This window comes from Mesorhizobium ciceri biovar biserrulae WSM1271 (assembly GCF_000185905.1).
Classification (GTDB): domain Bacteria; phylum Pseudomonadota; class Alphaproteobacteria; order Rhizobiales; family Rhizobiaceae; genus Mesorhizobium; species Mesorhizobium ciceri.
The window spans coordinates 4,654,930-4,674,101 of record NC_014923.1 but is presented as its reverse complement, the minus strand read 5'-3'; the positions used below and the strand labels follow the sequence as shown (position 1 = coordinate 4,674,101).

General features: G+C 64.5%; 9 protein-coding genes. 8 read left to right on the top strand and 1 reads right to left on the bottom strand.

Annotated features, from left to right (window positions below; all coding sequences use genetic code 11):
- Positions 1-96: 96 nt before the first annotated feature.
- From hutI to MESCI_RS22695, 8 genes are all read left to right on the top strand, one after another.
- Positions 97-1,332 (top strand): imidazolonepropionase, encoded by a 1,236-nt coding sequence (hutI, locus tag MESCI_RS22730; protein ID WP_013532303.1) that lies wholly within the window; start codon positions 97-99, stop codon positions 1,330-1,332.
- Positions 1,329-2,870: a histidine ammonia-lyase gene (hutH, locus tag MESCI_RS22725; protein ID WP_013532302.1), complete on the top strand. Its 1,542-nt coding sequence runs from the start codon at positions 1,329-1,331 to the stop codon at positions 2,868-2,870. Before hutI ends, hutH begins: the two co-directional genes overlap by 4 nt.
- Entirely contained in the window at positions 2,870-3,688 is an 819-nt protein-coding gene (hutG, locus tag MESCI_RS22720) for an N-formylglutamate deformylase (protein ID WP_013532301.1), read from the top strand. Before hutH ends, hutG begins: the two co-directional genes overlap by 1 nt.
- A gap of 26 nt (positions 3,689-3,714) precedes the next feature.
- Positions 3,715-5,385: a urocanate hydratase gene (gene hutU, locus MESCI_RS22715; RefSeq protein WP_013532300.1), complete on the top strand. Its 1,671-nt coding sequence runs from the start codon at positions 3,715-3,717 to the stop codon at positions 5,383-5,385.
- Positions 5,386-5,470: 85 nt separating this feature from the next.
- A complete protein-coding gene (locus MESCI_RS22710) occupies positions 5,471-6,058 on the top strand; it encodes a HutD/Ves family protein (RefSeq protein ID WP_013532299.1) in 588 nt (195 codons plus the stop codon).
- Between the two features lie 265 nt (positions 6,059-6,323).
- Entirely contained in the window at positions 6,324-14,906 is an 8,583-nt protein-coding gene (locus tag MESCI_RS22705) for a glycoside hydrolase family 94 protein (RefSeq protein WP_013532298.1), read from the top strand.
- Between the two features lie 511 nt (positions 14,907-15,417).
- Entirely contained in the window at positions 15,418-17,199 is a 1,782-nt protein-coding gene (locus MESCI_RS22700) for a glucan ABC transporter ATP-binding protein/ permease (RefSeq protein ID WP_013532297.1), read from the top strand.
- A gap of 107 nt (positions 17,200-17,306) precedes the next feature.
- Entirely contained in the window at positions 17,307-18,083 is a 777-nt protein-coding gene (locus MESCI_RS22695; RefSeq protein WP_013532296.1) for a heme ABC transporter permease, read from the top strand.
- A 21-nt stretch (positions 18,084-18,104) separates the two neighbouring features.
- Here MESCI_RS22695 and MESCI_RS22690 read toward each other — a convergent pair whose 3' ends face one another.
- Complete coding sequence (locus MESCI_RS22690) at positions 18,105-19,163, bottom strand: D-TA family PLP-dependent enzyme (RefSeq protein ID WP_063173644.1); 1,059 nt, start codon at positions 19,161-19,163, stop codon at positions 18,105-18,107.
- Positions 19,164-19,172: the final 9 nt, after the last annotated feature.

Here is a 19,172-nt window from a genome sequence, read left to right as displayed (position 1 = left end):
TTCTCTCCGGTTCTCTGTGTCTCATGCGATGAAGGCACTTGCAGTGCGTTTCAATATGTATATACATAATCGTCATCGATTGAAACGGAAAAGATGATGGCTGCAAAGAGCAAAAGCCGGGCAGGGGATCTTCGTCTGTGGCGCAATGCGCGGCTGACGACAATGGCCGACGGGTCTGCCGGACTTGGCGTCGTCGAACATGGCGCGGTCGCTGCGCGTGACGGCCGCATTGTTTATGCCGGCCCCGAGTCGGAGCTGCCCCCGACACTTGCCCTGGCCGCCGAAACGGTCGATTGCGAGGGCCGCTGGATCACGCCTGGCCTGATCGATTGCCACACCCATCTGGTCCATGCCGGCAACCGCGCCAACGAATTCGAGATGCGGCTGGCCGGCGCCACCTATGAAGAGGTCGCCCGGGCCGGCGGCGGCATAGTCTCCTCGGTCAAGTCGCTGCGCGCCGCCAGCGAGAGCGAACTGGTCACCCAATCGCTGCCACGCCTCGATGCGCTGATCGCCGAGGGCGTAACCACCGTGGAGGTAAAATCAGGCTACGGCCTGGACCTCGAAAACGAGAAGAAGTCGCTGCGTGCCGCACGGCAGCTGGGCAACCAGCGGCCGGTGACGATCCGCACGACCTTCCTCGGCGCCCACGCGCTGCCGCCGGAAGCCAAGGGTGACAAGGACGCCTTTATCGATCTGGTCGCCAAGGAAATTCTCCCGGCGGTTGCCGCCGAGGGGCTGGCCGATGCCGTCGACGGTTTCTGCGAGGGCATCGCCTTTTCGCCGGAACAGATGGCGCACGTCTTCGATGCTGCAAAGGCGGCCGGCCTGCCGGTCAAGCTTCATGCCGACCAACTGTCCAATTTGCATGGCGCCGAACTCGCCGCCCGTTACGGTGCGCTGTCGGCCGACCATCTCGAATACACCGATGAGGCAGGTGCAGCGGCGATGGCCAAGGCCGGAACCGTGGCGACGATCCTGCCCGGCGCCTACTATTTCATTCGCGAAACCAAGAAGCCGCCGATCGGCCTGTTTCGCCAGCACGGCGTCAAGATGGCTGTCGCCACCGACAACAATCCCGGCACTTCGCCGCTGACCTCACTGCTTCTGACCATGAACATGGCCGCGACCCTGTTCGGCCTGACCGTCGATGAATGCCTTGCCGGCGTCACCCGGGAGGCGGCCCGCGCGCTTGGTTTGCTGGGAGAAACCGGCACGCTGGAAGCCGGAAAATCCGCCGACCTGGCGATCTGGAACATCGAGCGCCCCGCCGAACTCGTCTACCGCATGGGCTTCAACCCGCTGCATGCCCGCATCTGGAGAGGACAATGACCGAACTGACCCTGAAGCCCGGCAATGCGACGCTGGCCGACTGGCGCGCCATCTATCGTGGCGTCGTGCCCAAGCTGGACGATGCCTGCCGGCCGAAAATCAAGGCGAGCGCCGAGGCCGTCGCCAGGATAGTCGCCAAGGGCGAGCCGGTCTATGGCATCAACACCGGCTTCGGCAAACTGGCCAGCGTCCGCATCCCGGCCGAGGATCTCGAGACCTTGCAGCGCAACATCGTCCTGTCGCACGCCGCCGGCGTCGGCGAGCCGATGCCGGTTGCCGTTTGCCGGCTGATGATGGCGCTGAAGCTCGCCAGCCTGGCGCAGGGCGCGTCGGGTGTGCGGCCGCAAACCATCGAGTTGCTGGAAGCGATGCTGGCCAACGACGTCATCCCGGTGGTGCCGGCGCAGGGTTCGGTCGGCGCCTCCGGCGACCTCGCCCCGTTGTCGCACATGACGGCGGTGATGATCGGTGTCGGCGAATGTTTTACCCCACATGGCCGTTTCCCGGCCAAGGTCGCCTTCGTCTCGCATGGCCTGGAACCGGTGACACTGGGCGCCAAGGAGGGCCTGGCGCTGCTCAACGGCACCCAGTTTTCGACCGCCTATGCGCTGGCCGCCTTGTTCGAGGCCGAAGTGCTCTACCAATCGGCGCTGGTCGCCGGTGCCCTGTCGACCGACGCGGCAAAAGGCTCCGACGCCCCCTTCGATCCGCGCATCCATGTGCTGAGAAAGCATCCCGGCCAGGTCGAGACGGCCGACGCCCTGCGCAATCTGATGGCCGGCAGCGCCATCCGTGAATCGCACCGGGTTGGCGACGAACGCGTGCAGGATCCCTATTGCCTGCGCTGCCAGCCGCAGGTGATGGGCGCGGCACTCACCGTGCTGCGCCAGGCGGCCGACACGCTGGGCACCGAAGCCAACGGCGTCACCGACAATCCGCTGATCTTCGCCGAGGATGACACCGCGCTTTCCGGCGGCAATTTCCACGCCGAGCCGGTGGCCTTCGCCGCCGACATGATCGCGCTCGCCGTCTGCGAGATCGGCTCGCTGTCGGAGCGCCGCATCGCCATGCTTGTCGATCCGGCACTTTCCGGCATGCCGGCCTTCCTGACGCCCAAGCCCGGCCTGAACTCCGGCTTCATGATCCCGCAGGTGACGGCGGCGGCGCTCGTTTCCGAAAACAAGCAGAAAGCCTATCCGGCATCAGTCGATTCGATCCCCACCTCGGCCAATCAGGAGGACCATGTTTCGATGGCGGCGCACGGCGCGCGCCGGCTGATCGGCATGGTCGAGAACGCCACCGCGGTGATCGGCATCGAACTGCTGGCCGCGGCCCAAGGCTGCGATTTCCACGCGCCGCTGGCCTCGAGCGACGCCCTGGAGGCGGTGCGCAGGCTGGTGCGGGCCGAAGTGCCGCATCTCGACAATGACCGCCATTTCCACCCCGATATGGAAAAAGCCATCGCCATGGTGCGCAGCGGTGCGGCCATCGAGGCCGCCGGCGGTGTGGCTCTGCCGTCGATTTCCGGAGCGGTGTGATGGCAAGCGCGCCCTGGCTGACGGTCACGCCCGGCACAGCCCCGTTGCTGGTGTCGATACCACACACCGGCATCGACCTCGCCGGCCTTGAGAATCGGCTGGTCTCGCCCTGGCTCGGCCGCCGCGACTGCGATTGGTGGATCGATAATCTCTATGACTTTGCCGCCGGCCTCGGGGCGACGGTGGTGCACACCGCGATCTCGCGCACCGTCATCGACGTCAACCGCGATCCCTCCGGCGCCTCGCTTTACCCCGGCCAGGCGACGACGGGCCTTTGCCCGACCGAGACCTTCGATGGCGATCCGCTCTATCGCGAGGGCGAAGAACCGGGGCCGTCGGAGATCGACGAGCGTCGCGAGGAATTCTTCGTGCCGTACCATGCCGCCTTGCAGGCCGAGATCGGCCGGTTGCGCGGGCTACACGAAAAGATCGTGCTCTATGACTGCCACTCGATCCGTTCAGTGCTGCCGCGCCTGTTTGAAGGCACGCTGCCGGTTTTCAATCTCGGCACCAATGACGGCAGGAGCGCCGATCCGACGCTGCAGGCGATGGTCGGCCAGATCATGGCCGAAACCGGTGAAACCTTTGTCATCAACGGCCGCTTCAAGGGCGGCTGGATCACACGCCATTTCGGCCAGCCGCAACAAGGCGTGCACGCACTGCAGATGGAACTCTCCAACCGCATCTATATGCGCGAGCCCGATGGCAAGGGCACGCCGGACAATTGGCCGGTGCCCTATGACGCCGAGTTCGCAGCACCGATCCGCGCCACCCTGCGGAAAATCCTCGAGACCGCGACATCCTGGGCGCGTGTCTGACATCAGGTCCTTTATGGAGTGACGCCATGAACAATCCTCGCCACAACATCCGCGAAGTCCGCAGCCCGCGCGGCACCGAAATCAGCGCGCGCTCCTGGCTGACGGAAGCGCCGCTGCGCATGCTGATGAACAATCTCGACCCGGATGTTGCTGAAAATCCCAACGAACTGGTCGTCTATGGCGGCATCGGCCGGGCGGCGCGCACCTGGAACGATTTCGACCGCATCGTCGCCTCCTTGAGGACGCTGGCCGATGACGAGACTTTGCTGGTCCAGTCGGGCAAGCCGGTCGGCGTCTTCCGCACCCATCCGGACGCCCCGCGTGTGCTGATCGCCAACTCCAATTTGGTGCCGCACTGGGCGAATTGGGAAAAGTTCAACGAGCTCGATAAGAAGGGCCTGATGATGTACGGCCAGATGACGGCCGGCTCGTGGATCTACATCGGCACGCAAGGCATCGTGCAGGGCACCTACGAGACCTTCGTCGAGGCCGGTCGCCAGCACTATGGCGGCAATCTCAAGGGAAAATGGATCCTGACCGGCGGCCTCGGCGGCATGGGTGGTGCCCAGCCGCTCGCCGCCGTCATGGCCGGCGCCTGCTGCCTCGCCATCGAATGCAACCCGGACTCGATCGATTTTCGCCTGCGCACCCGTTACGTCGACGAGCGCGCCGAGACGCTCGACGAGGCGCTGGAAAAGATCGAACGCTGGACCAAGGCCGGCGAGGCGAAGTCGGTCGGCCTGCTTGGCAATACGGCCGAGATCGTCCCGGAGATGTTCAGACGTGGCATTCGCCCCGATATGGTCACTGACCAGACCTCGGCGCATGATCCCATCAATGGCTATCTGCCGAAGGGCTGGACGATGGCCGAGTGGCGCGAGAAGCGCGTCAGCGACCCCAAGGCGGTCGAGAAGGCGGCCCGCGCTTCCATGCGCGAACATGTCGAGGCGATGGTGGCGTTCTGGAACGCCGGCGTGCCGACGCTCGACTATGGCAACAACATCCGCCAGGTGGCCAAGGAGGAGGGGTTCGAGAACGCCTTTGCCTTCCCCGGCTTCGTGCCGGCCTATATCCGTCCGCTGTTCTGCCGCGGCATAGGCCCCTTCCGCTGGGCGGCTCTGTCGGGCGATCCGGAAGATATCTACAAGACCGACGCCAAGGTGCGCGAACTGACGCCCGGCAACACCCACCTGCACAACTGGTTGGACATGGCGCGCGAGCGCATCGCCTTCCAGGGTCTGCCGGCGCGCATCTGCTGGGTCGGCCTTGGCGACCGCCACAGGCTCGGCCTTGCCTTCAACGAGATGGTGGCCAAGGGTGAGCTGAAGGCGCCTGTCGTCATCGGTCGCGATCACCTCGATTCCGGCTCGGTCGCTTCGCCGAACCGCGAAACGGAATCGATGAAGGACGGCTCGGACGCGGTATCCGACTGGCCGCTGCTCAACGCATTGCTCAACACGGCGTCCGGCGCCACCTGGGTGTCGCTGCACCATGGCGGCGGCGTCGGCATGGGTTTCTCGCAGCACGCCGGCATGGTCATCGTCGCCGACGGCACGCGCGAAGCCGCCAGGCGCCTGGAGCGGGTGTTGTGGAACGACCCGGCGACCGGTGTCATGCGCCACGCCGATGCCGGCTACGAAATCGCCGTCGAATGCGCCAAGGAGCACCAGCTCAACCTGCCCGGCATTCTCGGGTGAGAAACGTCCGGCCGCAGGCAGGCGAAAAGCCGCGGAATCGGCTTTTCGAGTTTCGAACGCCCGTAGCCATAGCGGAGGGCTAGGTATGCGCATCCTGCGGGCAGCCGAATACCGGTCGATGCCGTGGAAGAACGGTGGCGGCGTGACGACGGAAATCGCCGTCTCGCCGCCCGGTGCCGGGCTAAACGATTTCGACTGGCGCGTGTCGATGGCGCGTGTCGAATCGAGCGGTCCGTTCTCGCAATTCGCCGGCATCGATCGCACCCTTGCCGTGCTCGAAGGCGAGGGCATCGTCCTCGAGATTGCCGGCTACCCGCCGAGATCTATAAACAGGACGACCGCCCTGTTTTCTTTCCCGGCCGACGTGCAGACCTCGGCCGCGCTGATCGGCGGACCGATCACCGATCTCAATGTCATGACCCGCCGAAGCCGGATGACGCATTCGGTCGAACGCCTGGTGATTTCGGCCCCCGTGGAAATCCGGACTGAAGCCGGCACAACGCTCATCCTGTGCTTGGACGGCGACATCAGTGTGCCCGCCGCTGAACCGGTTCGCCTCGGGCCGCTTGACACTCTGCTGTCCGGGCCGGTCAGCACCGGCCTGCTTGTCCAACCCGCCCATGAGGCAACGCTGTACGTGATCCGGATCCGCGCCATCGCCGGCAACGATTAACGCTTGTTTCCAAACATGATCGCGGTACCGGCGAAATATAGCGTAAGCTGCTGGCGGCATCACGAAAAAGCCTGAATCCTCTCCGCCGATCTGGCTGGCGGGAAGTGGGGTGCTTGTCTTTGAGTTTGCTGAGAGACGACGCCCTGTCGTGGTGCGGAAACAAACTTTCGGCAAGTGGGGTTTATGCAACCAATTGCATTTGAACCGGTTTTAGGGCCATTGCCGTGGCGGTGACGCCGCTCAGTGCCCGCTTACGGAATTTTCAATGAATATTCAGACGAATCCTGCCCAAATCGAGAAGACAAGCGCGAGCTTCCCGGCCATCACCGAAGAGCCGATCCGCTCCAATTACCTGCCCGAAGAGCGCCTTCGGCTGCTCGGTGAAAGCCTGGCGAAAGGCGACCTCACAGATCTGTTCGGGCTGACGCCCTTCGATTTTCAGGCCCGTATCCGCGACAGCGCCAAGAAGATTTTGGAAGTCTACCGGTCGACCAATGCGGCGCAGGCGAGGGGCGAGACGATCACGCCGGCGGCACAATGGCTGCTCGACAACAATTACCTGGTCGAAGAGACCATTTTCCAGGTCAAGCGCGACCTGCCGCGCCGCTTCTATCGCCAGCTGCCGACCCTGAAACTGCCTGACGGCGGCAGCGTGCCGCGCGCGCTGGCGCTGGCCTGGACCTATGTCGCACATTCGGACAGTTCCGTTTCGGCGACGATGTTCAAGTCCATCGTCCAGGGTTTTCAGTCGGTCGAGCCGCTGAAGATCGGCGAACTCTGGGCGCTGCCTTCGCTGTTGCGCTTCGTGCTGATCGAAAATCTGCGCCGGCTGGCGGTCAGGGTCAATCGAACCCGTCAGATGCGTCAGATCGCCAACGATGTGGCCGACAAGGTCCTGGCCACCGACGACAGCGCCGACCGGCAGTCGATCCTGTCCAATTTCAGCGCCCACGCACAGGACACCACCTTCGCCACCCAGCTGCTCTATCGCCTGCGCGATGGCTCGCAGAATGCCGGCAAGGCTCTGGAATGGCTGGAAGGCGAGCTCGAAAAGACCGGCTCCGATGCCGAGGAAATCATCATTTCCGAACATCACACGTTGTCCAGCGGCAATGTGACGACGGGCAACATCATTCGTGGCCTGCGCCTTATCAACGACGTCGATTGGACCGTGTGGTTCGAAGGCGTCAGCCGCATCGACACCGTGCTGCGCGAGCGCACCGATTTCGCCGCGCTCGACTTCTTCTCGCGCGACCAGTACCGGACCGCGATCGAGGAATTGGCGCGCCGCTCGAACCTTTCGGAATATCGCGTCGCCGAGAAGGCCATCGAGCTGGCCGGCCACGCCGCCAGCGATGGCGACGGCGACGTCGTTTTAACCGGGTCCGCCCACACCGATGTCGGCTTCTTTCTCGTCGGCCCACGCCGGCTCGAGCTGGAGAAGGCAATCGGCTATCGACCCACCGTCAGCCAGACAGTCAAGCGTGCCTTCCGCAAGACCGGCTGGCTCGGCATCGTCGTACCGGTGTTTGCGCTGACGGCGCTGCTTCTCGTCCTCTCCGGCAACGCACTCGCCAATCTCGGCCTGTCGGTGCCCTCGATCGTCCTCATGCTGGCGCTTTTTGCCGTGCCGGCCAGCGAGGGCGCGCTCGCCTTCTTCAACACGGTCGTTTCGCTGTTCCTGAAACCGACGCGCCTCGTCGGCTACGATTACCGGCACGGCGTGCCGCCCGAGGCGCGCACGCTGGTGGTGGTGCCGTCGCTGATCGGCTCGCGCGACGATGTCGAGGAAAACATCCGCAATATCGAGGTGCATCATCTCGCCAACACGGCCGATGAAATCCATTTCGCGCTGCTGTCGGACTGGCCGGACTCGAAGACCGAGATCGATGCTGCCGACACCGAAATCCTCGAATTCGCGCGTGCCGAGATCGCTCGCCTCAACGCACGCTATCCCTCCGAAGGCGCGCCGCGCTTCTATATCCTGCACCGGCGCCGGCTCTTCAATGCGGCGCAAGGGTCGTGGATGGGCTGGGAGCGCAAGCGCGGCAAGCTGCATGAACTCGACCTTCTGCTGCGCGGCGACAGCGACACCACGTTCCTGCCGCTCGACGTGCCGCTGCCGGAGAACGTCGTCCACGTGATGACGCTCGATGCCGACACGCGCACCACCCGTGACGCGGTCGCCACCCTCGTAGGCAAGCTCTGCCACCCGCTCAACCGGCCGCATTTCGATGCCAGCAAGCGCGTCGTCACCGCCGGCTACGCGATCCTGCAGCCGCGCATCACCGCGTCGCTGACATCAGGCGACGATGCGTCGTTCTTCCAGCGGGTGTTTTCGGCCAATCGCGGCCTCGACCCTTATGTCTTTGCCGTGTCCGATCTCTATCAGGACGTCTTCGGCGACGGGTCCTTCACCGGCAAGGGCCTCTATCACGTCGACGCCTTCGAGGCCGCCCTGCAGGGCCGCATCGAGGAAAACACCATCCTCAGCCATGATCTGCTGGAGGGCGCGCTGGCGAGATCGGCGCTGGTCACCGATGTCGAACTGGTCGAGGACTATCCGACCCGCTACTCGGTCGACGCCTCGCGCCACCATCGCTGGGCGCGCGGCGACTGGCAGTTGCTCGGCTTCATGCTCGATCCGCGCTCCGGCGTGCCTGCGCTGTCGCGCTGGAAGATGATCGACAATCTGCGCCGCTCGCTGACGCCGATCTTCTGGGTGATGGCGGCGATTGCCGGCTGGACGCTGCTGCCCTTCACACAGGCCGCGCAATGGCAGGCCCTGCTGATCCTCAGCCTGTTCATGGCGCCGACATTCGACATCGTCAACGCCATCCTGCCCAAGAGCGGCGACCAGACGCCACGCGGCCATTTCTCGGCCCTGGCACGCGACGTCGCCTTCGGCACCGCCATGGTGGCGCTGAAGATCGTCCTGATGGCGCACAACGCCTGGATGATGGGCGATGCCATCGTGCGCACGCTCTATCGGTTGTTCGTCAGCCGCCAGAACCTTTTGGAATGGCGCACCGCCTCGCAGGCGCACAAGGCGGGCGACAACGATGTCGGGTCGTATTACGGCATGATGTATGGCGCCGTGATCATCGGCTTCGTCGGCCTTGCCATTCCGGTGCTGGCCGATTCGACCGGCGCCTTCGTTGCCTTCTTCTTCGCGCTGTTCTGGATTGGCTCGCCCGCCATCGCCAGCTGGATCAGCCGTTCGGCTGAAACCGAGGATCGCTTGCGCATATCGCAGGCCGATATCCATACGTTGCGCACGGTGGCGCGGCGCACATGGCACTATTTCGAAAGCTTCGTGACGGCAGAGCATCACCATCTGCCGCCCGACAATTTCCAGGAAAGCCCGGCGCCGGTGGTGGCGCCTCGTACTTCGCCGACCAATATCGGCGTCTACCTGCTGTCCGTCGTTTCCGCCCGCGACTTCGGCTGGATCAGCCTGTCCGACGCCATCACCCGCATCGACGCCACCATGGCCACGATCGAGGGCATGCCGCGTGAGCGCGGTCACCTCTTCAACTGGTACGACACCACGACGCTGAAGCCGCTCTATCCGCTTTACATCTCGGCAGTCGACAGCGGCAATCTGGCCGGCCATCTGGTGGCGGTGGCGGCGGCCTGCGCCGAATGGGCGGAGGCGCCCTCCGTGCACCTCCAGGGCGATTTCGAAGGCATTCTCGACACGGTCACCATCCTCAGCGAAAGCCTCGATGATCTGCCCGACGACCGCCGTCAGTTGCGCCCGCTGCGCCAGCGCCTCGCCGACCGTCTCGACGGCATGCGGCGCGCTGTCGACACCATCAAGGCGCAGCCCGAAATGGCGTCGATCCGCACCATCAACCTGGCCGTGCTGGCCGGCGAGATCCGCAAATTGGCCACCGCCATCCATACCGAGGCGGTGTCGCCCCAAAGCGACGTCATCGTCGACTGGGCGGCAAGGCTGGAAGCCACCTGCGAAGCGCACGTCCATGACGCGCACAGCGACGACAATGCCGTCGAGGCGCTGCGTGCCAAGCTGCTCACCTTACGCGAGCGCACCCGCCGCTATGCCTTCGAGATGGATTTCTCCTTCCTGATGCGGCCGGAGCGCAAGCTGCTGTCGATCGGCTACCGGGTCGAGGAACACCAGCTCGACGAAAGCTGCTACGACCTTCTGGCTTCCGAAGCGCGGCTGACCAGCCTGTTCGCCATCGCCAAGGGCGATCTGCCGACCGAGCACTGGTTCAGGCTTGGCCGGCCGATCGTCGAAATCGGTTTCCAGGGCGCGCTGATGTCCTGGTCCGGTTCGATGTTCGAATATCTGATGCCGCCGCTGGTCATGAAGGAGCCGCAGGGCTCGATCCTCAACCAGACCAGCAAGCTGATCATCAAGCGCCAGATCCAGTATGGCCGCCAGAAGAACGTGCCGTGGGGCATTTCGGAGGCCGCCTACAATGCCCGCGACCGCGAACTGACCTACCAATATACCAATTTCGGCGTTCCAGGCCTCGGGCTGAAGCGCGGTCTTGGCCAAAACACGGTGATCGCGCCTTACGCCACCATACTGGCGGCCCAGTTCAATCCGCGTGAAGCCGTGCTGAATCTCGCCCGATTGCGGGAGATCGGGGCGCTCGGCCGCCACGGCTACTACGATGCCGTCGACTTCACGCCGCAGCGCGTGCCGGAAGGCACGGACCATGTCGTCGTCCAGAATTATATGGCCCACCATTCGGGCATGTCGATCGCGGCGGTTGCCGACGCCATCTTCGAAGGTCGCATGCGCGACCGCTTCCACAGCGATCCGGTCATCGAATCGGCCGAACTCTTGCTGCAGGAGAGGGCGCCGCGCGACATCCCGACAGCGACCGTCAGGACCGAGGCCGACGAACGCTCCAAGGACGAGACCGAAGTCGACAGCCCCGACACCCGCATCGTGCTCAATCCGCTGCAGTCGCTGCGGTCGACCAACGTCATGTCGAACGGCCGCTATTCGGTGATGGTCAGCGCGACCGGCTCGGGCTACAGCCGCTGGGGCGATCTCTCCGTCACCCGCTGGCAGCCGGATCCGACCGAGGACCGGCTCGGCTCCTACATCTTCCTGCGTGACGCCGGCACCGGCGACTGGTGGTCGGCTACAGCCGAACCGAAGCGAGCCGCCGAGGAAAAGGCGCAGACCTTGTTCTCCGACGACAAGGCGAGCTTCGTCAAATCGGTGGGCACCTTGCGCTCCGAGGTCGAATGCATCGTCATCTCGGAAGGCAATGGCGAGGGCCGTCGGGTCACGCTCTACAATGACGGTCCGTCCGACCGTCACATCGAAGTGACCTCCTTTGCCGAGCTGGTGCTCGGCCTGGAGGCGTCCGACAACGCGCATCCGGCCTTCTCGAAGATGTTCGTGGAAACCGAAATCTCTGCGAACAACGCGGCGATCTTCGCCACGCGGCGCAAGCGCGAGACCAGCGAGCCCGATATCGCCATGGTGCATTTCGTCACCGATCCGTCCGGATCGGCGCGCGACGCCGAGGCCGAGACCGACAGGCGCGCCTTCATCGGCCGTGGCCGCACCATCGTCGACGCAGCCGCTTTCGACCCGGGCGCCAGGCTGGGCGGCCACTCAGGCTTTACGCTCGATCCCGTCGCCTCGCTGCGCCGCCAGGTGCGCGTGCCGGCCAACAAGAAGATATCGCTGACCTTCTGGACGGTTGTCGGCGCCGGCCGTGCCGAACTGGACGAAGCCATCGCCCGCCTCGACCATCCGGAGAGCTTTGCCCGCCAGGCCATGCTTGCCTGGACGCGGAGCCAGGTGCAGACCCGCCACATGGGCCTCAGCCTGACCGATGCCGCCAATGTGCAGAAGCTGGCGCGCTATCTGATCTATCCGGATCCGTTCCTGCGTCTTCCCGCCGAATCCATCGCCTCGGGGCTGGGCAAGCAGTCGAGCCTGTGGCCGACAAGCATTTCCGGCGATTTCCCGATCTTCCTGGTCAGGATCGGCGATGTCGCCGATCTCGAAATCGTCGCCCAGGCGCTGCGGTTCCAGGAATATATGCGCACCCGCGGCATGATGATCGACTTCGTCGTCGTCAACGAGCAGGCGTCCTCCTATGTCCAGGACCTGCAGCGGGCGGTCGAGACGCTGTGCGAAAACAGCCGTCTGCGCGGCAAGGAGCTCGGGCCGCGCCAGCACATCTTCGCGGTGCGCCGCGATCTCATGGACGAGACCACCTACAAGACGTTGCTCGCTGTCGCCCGGGTGGTCCTGCACACGCGCAATGGCACCATCTTCGACCAGATCGAGCGCGCCGAGGCGGCGGCCCTGCAGGCGCGGGATGCTCTGGCAACGTTGCCGATTCCGCGTGAATTGCCGTCGCCGACACCCACGACGCATACTCCTGCCTCGCAGGCGGTGGCCAATGTCAGCGCCGATGGCAGCGGACTCAGCCAATGGAACGGCTTTGGCGGTTTCGACGGCGACGGACGGCACTATGTCGTGCGCCTGGCCGGGCGGCGCACGACGCCGCAGCCGTGGATCAACGTCGTCTCCAACGCCTCGTTCGGGTTCCACACCTCCGCCGAGGGCGCAGCCTTCACCTGGAGCCGAAACAGCCGCGACTACCAATTGACGCCGTGGTCGAATGATCCGGTCTCGAACCGCCCGGGCGAGGGCCTCTATATCTACGATCAGGCCAGCGGCAAGGCATTCTCGCCGCTCGCCGCCATGGTGCGCGATCCCTCGATGACCTACGAGGCCTGGCACGGCCAGGGTTTCTCGACCTTCCGCTCGAAGCGCGGACCGTTGTCGATGGACCTTACCCATGTCGTCGATCCGGTCGATTCCCTGAAAATCTCGCGGCTGCGCATCCAGAATTCCGGCTCGGTGCCGGCGCGGCTGCGTGTCTATGCCTATGCCGAATGGGTGCTCGGCGGGCATCGGTCGCGCACTGCGGCAACCATCGTCCCGTCGCGGGATGCCGCCAGTGGGGCGCTGCTCGCACAAAACCCCTACGGGCTGGATTTCGGCGAGCGGGTTGCGTTCCTGGCGGCCGACGGCGGCGTCCATTCGGTGACCACAGACCGATCGGAGTTCCTGGGCCGGCATGGCTCCAGCGAGCTGCCGCAGGCGGTGCTGAGCGGTGCGGCGCTGTCTGGCCGTGTCGAGGCCGGCGACGATCCGTGCGCGGCGATTGCCCGCGACGTCGAGATCCCGGCAGGCGGCGACGTGACGCTGCTCTGGCTGCTCGGCGACGCCGAGTCGGTCGAGGAGGCGAGCGCGCTGGTGCAGGAGCATCGGGCCAAGGACTTCGACCAGCGATTGGCCGACAATGAGCGCGAATGGCGCGGCTTCCTCGACACCATCCAGGTCGAGACGCCCGACAAGGCGCTCGACGCCATGGTCAATCACTGGCTGCCCTATCAGAGCCTGGCCTGCCGCATCCGTGCCCGCTCCGCCTTCTATCAGGCCAGCGGCGCCTTCGGCTTCCGCGACCAGTTGCAGGATACGCTGGCGCTGCTGGCGCATGATCCGCAGCTGGCGCGCGACCAGATCCTCAACGCGGCGCGGCGGCAGTTCCCCGAAGGCGACGTGCAGCATTGGTGGCTGCCGCGCACGGGTGCTGGCGTACGCACGTTGATCTCCGACGACGTGGTCTGGCTTGCCCACGCTACGGCGCGCTATTTGCTGGTCACTGGCGATGCCTCCATCCTCAAGGAGCAATTGGCCTTCATCGATGGACAGCCGCTGGGCGAGGGCGAGCACGATGCCTTCTTCACCCCGGAAATCTCGAAGAAGACAGCGACGCTCTACGACCACTGTGCGCGTGCGCTCGATCTCGCCATCAAGCGCAGCAGCCCCGCGGGCCTGCCGCTGATCCTCGGCGGCGACTGGAACGACGGCATGAACCGCGTCGGCGAGCACGGCAGGGGCGAGAGCGTCTGGCTCGGCTGGTTCCTGCTGAAGACGCTGGGCGATTTCGCGCCCGTCGCCAAGACCGAGGGTGATGCCAAGCGAGCACAGGCCTGGGCAAAGCATGCCGATGTTCTGAAGCGGGCGCTTGAGAGCACCGCATGGGACGGCGAATGGTACCGGCGCGGCAGTTTCGACGACGGCACGCCTTTGGGGTCTCGCAACTCGCAGGAGTGCAAGATCGACTCGATCGCCCAGTCCTGGAGCGTGCTTTCGGGAGAGGGCGACCCGGCACGGTCGACCACCGCCATGGAGCAAGCAACGAAGCTGCTCGTCGACGACAAGCTGAAGATCGTCAAGCTGTTCACGCCGCCATTCTCGAAGACGGAAAAGGACCCCGGTTACATCAAGAGCTATCCGCCTGGCGTGCGCGAGAATGGCGGCCAGTACACCCACGCCGCCACATGGTTCGTCATCGCGCTTGCCGAGATGGGGCAGGTCGACCAGGCTTATCGTTGTTTCTCGATGCTGAATCCCGTCAACCACGCGACCGACGAGGCCACGGCCGAGCACTATCGAGTCGAGCCCTATGTCGTGGCGGCCGACATCTATGCCGGGGACGACAATGCCGGCAACGGCAAGGGCGGCCGTGGCGGCTGGACCTGGTACACCGGCTCTGCCGGCTGGCTCTACAGGGCTGCGGTCGAAGGCATTCTGGGCATCGAACGGCGCGGCAAGCGTGTCCAGTTCAAGCCGAAGCTGCCAAGCCACTGGGATGGGTACTCGGCAAATCTCAAAATGCTGGGGGCGGAACTCAAGGTTCGTGTCATCCGCGACAATAAGGCCAAGGCCGTGTCGCTGGAGGTGAATGGGGCAAAGACCAAGGCTTCGGCAGTCGAGCTGAAGGACGGCGAAGTTGCCGAGGTTGTCGTCAGGATTCCGGCCTGAGGCCTGTTGCCCAAAAAGCATGCGCTCGGGGCTGAGGCCCCGACCGCGACTTTTGTCACGCCAGGCGGGATGAGAGGCCCCATCCCGCCTGGCGTTGCCGTCTGCCGTTGACGGGCATCCCGCCGAGAAGTCTATGAAATCAAAGCCTTGAGGCGCCCCATAGGAGTAGCCGCGAGCGGTGAGGCTTTGGCCACCTTCGCCTGGAAGGGCATCCTGCAGCTTTGTTTTGCTTTATACTTCGCGAAAGGCGATTTCGGCCTCAGTCATCCGCCCGACATTGTTGCTGATTAAAATTATGGCAGCACGTGCCAACTGCCATGATTTCGCCGCATGCCTGACATTTTACCTGTCTTCTCAAACCGTTAGGTGATCACGGCAGATTTCGGAACGTCGCCATCTTTTGTTCGCTCTAAGGGAACTGAAGGGGTACACGGCCATTGTTTTGCGACGTATCAACCGGTACGAATAAAATGATGCAGTGCACAATAAACAGCGTGGCGGAGTAACTGGGGTGACCCTTCTGCAAATCTACTGGCGAGCTCTCGGTTATCTGGCCGCGGACAGGAAACGCGTTGCGTTGATCTGTTCGGCCAACGTGGCTCTCGCCATCGTAGCGCTTCTCGAGCCGATTATGTTCGGTCGCGTCATCGGCGCCATCTCCGAGCGTGGCTCTGTCTTCACCACGCTGGTCATGTGGGCCGGTCTCGGCGCCTTCAACATCGTTGCCTTCGTCATGGTGGCGCGCGGCGCTGACCGTTTCGCCCATGCTCGGCGCAGCGAAGTGCTTTGCGAGTCGTTCGAGCGCGTGATCACCATGCCGCTCGCCTGGCACCATCAGCACGGCACCTCCAATGCGCTGCACACGATGCTGCGCGCCGTCGAAACCCTGTTCAGCCTTTGGCTCGAATTCATGCGCCAGCATCTGTCCACGGCTGTCGCCCTCGTGCTGCTGGTCCCGACCGCGATCAGCATGGACCTGCGCATGTCGCTGGTGCTGCTTGGCCTCGGGCTGCTCTATGTCGGCATCGGCCGGATGGTCATGCGCCGCACCAAGGCGGGCCAGGCCGCGGTCGAGCGCCACTACCACAAGGTGTTCGCGCATGTGACCGACTCGGTCAGCAACGTTGCGGTGCTGCAGAGCTACAATCGCCTCGGCCACGAGGCCGATACGCTGCGCCGCTACGTCAAGAACCTGCTCGACGCGCAGAACCCTGTGCTCGACTGGTGGGCGCTGGCCAATGCCTTGCACCGTCTGTCATCGGCAATCTCGATGCTGATCGTGTTGTCGATCGGCTCCTATCTCGTGACTCATGGTCAGTTGGGTGTCGGCGACGTCATTGCCTTCACCGGTTTTGCCACGATGCTGATCGCTCGCCTCGACCAGATGTCGGCTTTCGCCAATCAGATCTCCGAGGCCCGTGCCAAGCTCGAGGATTTCTACCATCTCGAGGACTCCGCGGCTGATTCCGCCGAGCCGGACGGCTTGCGCGATCTTTCCAACGTCACCGGCCATGTCCGCTTCGAGAATGTCGGCTTTGAATTCGCCAATTCCGGCCAAGGCATCGACGACGTGTCCTTCGAGGTGCAAGCGGGCCAGACCGTCGCCATCGTGGGCCCGACGGGTGCCGGCAAGACCACGCTCATCAACCTGCTGCAGCGTGTCTTCTCGCCGTCCCATGGCCGTATCCTGATCGACGGCATTGACACCCGCACCGTGACCCGCAAGTCGGTGCGCCATTCGATCGCCACGGTGTTCCAGGATGCCGGCTTGCTCAACCGCTCGATCGAGGACAACATTCGTGTCGGCCGCGCCGATGCAAGCAATGACGAGATCCATGCCGCTGCCAATGCGGCTGCCGCACAGGACTTCATCCTGTCCAAGAGCAATGGCTACGACACGGTGGTTGGCGAACGTGGCGGCCAGCTGTCGGGCGGCGAACGTCAGCGCATCGCCATTGCCCGTGCCGTGCTGAAGGACGCACCGATCCTGGTGCTCGACGAGGCGACCAGCGCGCTCGACGTCGAGACCGAGGACCGCGTCAAGGAAGCGATCGACGAACTGCGCCGCGACCGCACCACCTTCATCATCGCCCACCGCCTGACCACCGTTCGCGACGCCGATCTGGTCGTGTTCATGGACAAGGGCAGGGTGGTCGAGATGGGCGGCTTCACCGAGCTGTCGCTGCGCAATGGCCGCTTTGCCAGCCTGCTGCGCGCTGGCGGCCTGCTCAACGACGAGGAGGTCCGCCGCCTCAGCCGCACCGTGCTGCAACAGCAGGAAGCGGCCGCCTGATCAGGCACGTCTCTGCTTTCTCCCACAGGGGAGAAGGCAAAGCGCTGCAGCCCTGCGACACCACCGCTCGATTGCCCCGAACGCCGCGGCGGTTTATGTAGAACCGCATGAGCGACACGACTTCACGCCTGACAAGCTGGATGGATCTCGCCAACCCGACGCGCTTCGTCGGGCTGGCGGACAAGGTCGTGCCATGGCTGGCCACGATCGCCGCACTGATCCTCGCAGTCGGGCTCTATATGAGCTTTGCCGCGCCTGAGGATTTCCAGCAAGGCATCACCGTCCGCATCATGTACATCCACGTGCCTTTCGCCTGGCTGGCCATGATGTGCTACACGCTGATGGCGGTTTCCGCGCTCGGCACGCTCGTCTGGCGGCATCCGCTGGCCGATGTCGCGCTGAAATCAGCCGCCCCCATCGGTGCGGTCTTCACCGCGCTGGCGCTGATCACCGGTTCGATCTGGGGTAAGCCGATGTGGGGCACCTGGTGGGTCTGGGATGCGCGGCTGACTTCGGTCTTCGTGCTGTTCCTGATGTATCTCGGCATCATCGCGCTGACCCGTGCGCTCGACGATGCCAGCCGCGCCGCCTGGGCCGCCGCCATCATCACGCTGGTCGGCTTCATCAACATCCCGATCATCAAGTTCTCGGTCGACTGGTGGAACACGCTGCATCAGCCGGCCTCGGTGTTCCGCATGGGCGGCTCCACCATCGACCCCAGCCTGCTGTGGCCGCTTCTGGTGATGGCGCTCGGCTTCACCGTGCTGTTCTTCGCGCTGCACCTGATGGCGATGCGCACCGAAATCCGCCGTCGCAGGATTATCGCCATGCGCAGGGTCGCGGCTCGGCAGGCGGAGCGCTCTCCCCCTTCTCCCCTTGTGTGAGAAGGCAAGACGCTTCTTAGTTCACCCCATCCTTCCGCGCGCCGCCACAGGCAGCGTTTCCAGCACTTTGTCGCCGTCGACCAGGTTGACCTCGTTGAACAAGTTTGTGACGACGCAGCAATGGTCGGGCACGACACGCACGCGCTCGCCGATGCGCAATTTGCCGTCACCCGAAAGCGTGACGGTGCCGTGCTCCTCGCTCAGGCCCGTCACCCGCGCTCCCGGCACGCCGGGCAACTCGCCGAAATCGGCGAGACCCAGCGTGTCGCTGGACAGCGCCTTGCTGCCGGCATCGAGGATAGCGCGCGTCGCGGTGGGATGACTGACCACCGTCGACAGTACCGTCAGCGCGCAATCGTCGAGCGTGCCGACGCCTTTGGCGACCTGATAGCGGTCGAGATAGATGTAGGTGCCTGGACGATACTCCGTGACAACAGATGTATCGCTGGAGCGCCACATATCCGGCGTGCCGCCGCTGGAGATGCGTTCGCAGGCGAGGCCCGATGCGGCCAGCGCCTGCTTGGCGTCGGCGAGCCAGGCTTCGGCCTCCGCTGCCTTCCCGGCGGCCGGGTAGGTCATCAGTCCTCCGAAGGCGAGGCCACCGGCTCTGTCGATCTGTCTTGCCAGCGCAACCGCTTCATCGGCCGACTGCACGCCGCAGCGTCCCATGCCGGTGTCGCATTCGACCAGCACCGGCAGGCGATGACCGGCATCGGTGAAGGTGGCTGCCAGCCCTTCGAGCGTCTCCATGCTGTCCGCTGTCACCGACAGGGTGACGCGCCCGTGCAGCGCCAGAAGCCGCTCCAGCTTGGCGCGCCCAAGGATGTTGTAGGGAAGAAAAATATCGGTCAGCCCGGCATCGGCCATCACCTCGGCCTCGCCGATCTTCTGGCAGGTGATGCCGACGGCGCCGGCCGCCACCTGCTTCTTCGCCCAATAGGGCAATTTGTGCGTCTTGATATGCGGCCTGAGCTTCAGCCCGTTCTTGTCGGCATGCGCCTGGGCGCGGGCAATGTTGGCTTCGGCGCGCGTCGCGTCGATGAGAATCGACGGCGTATCGAGGTCGTGGACGGTCGGCATCATCTTTCA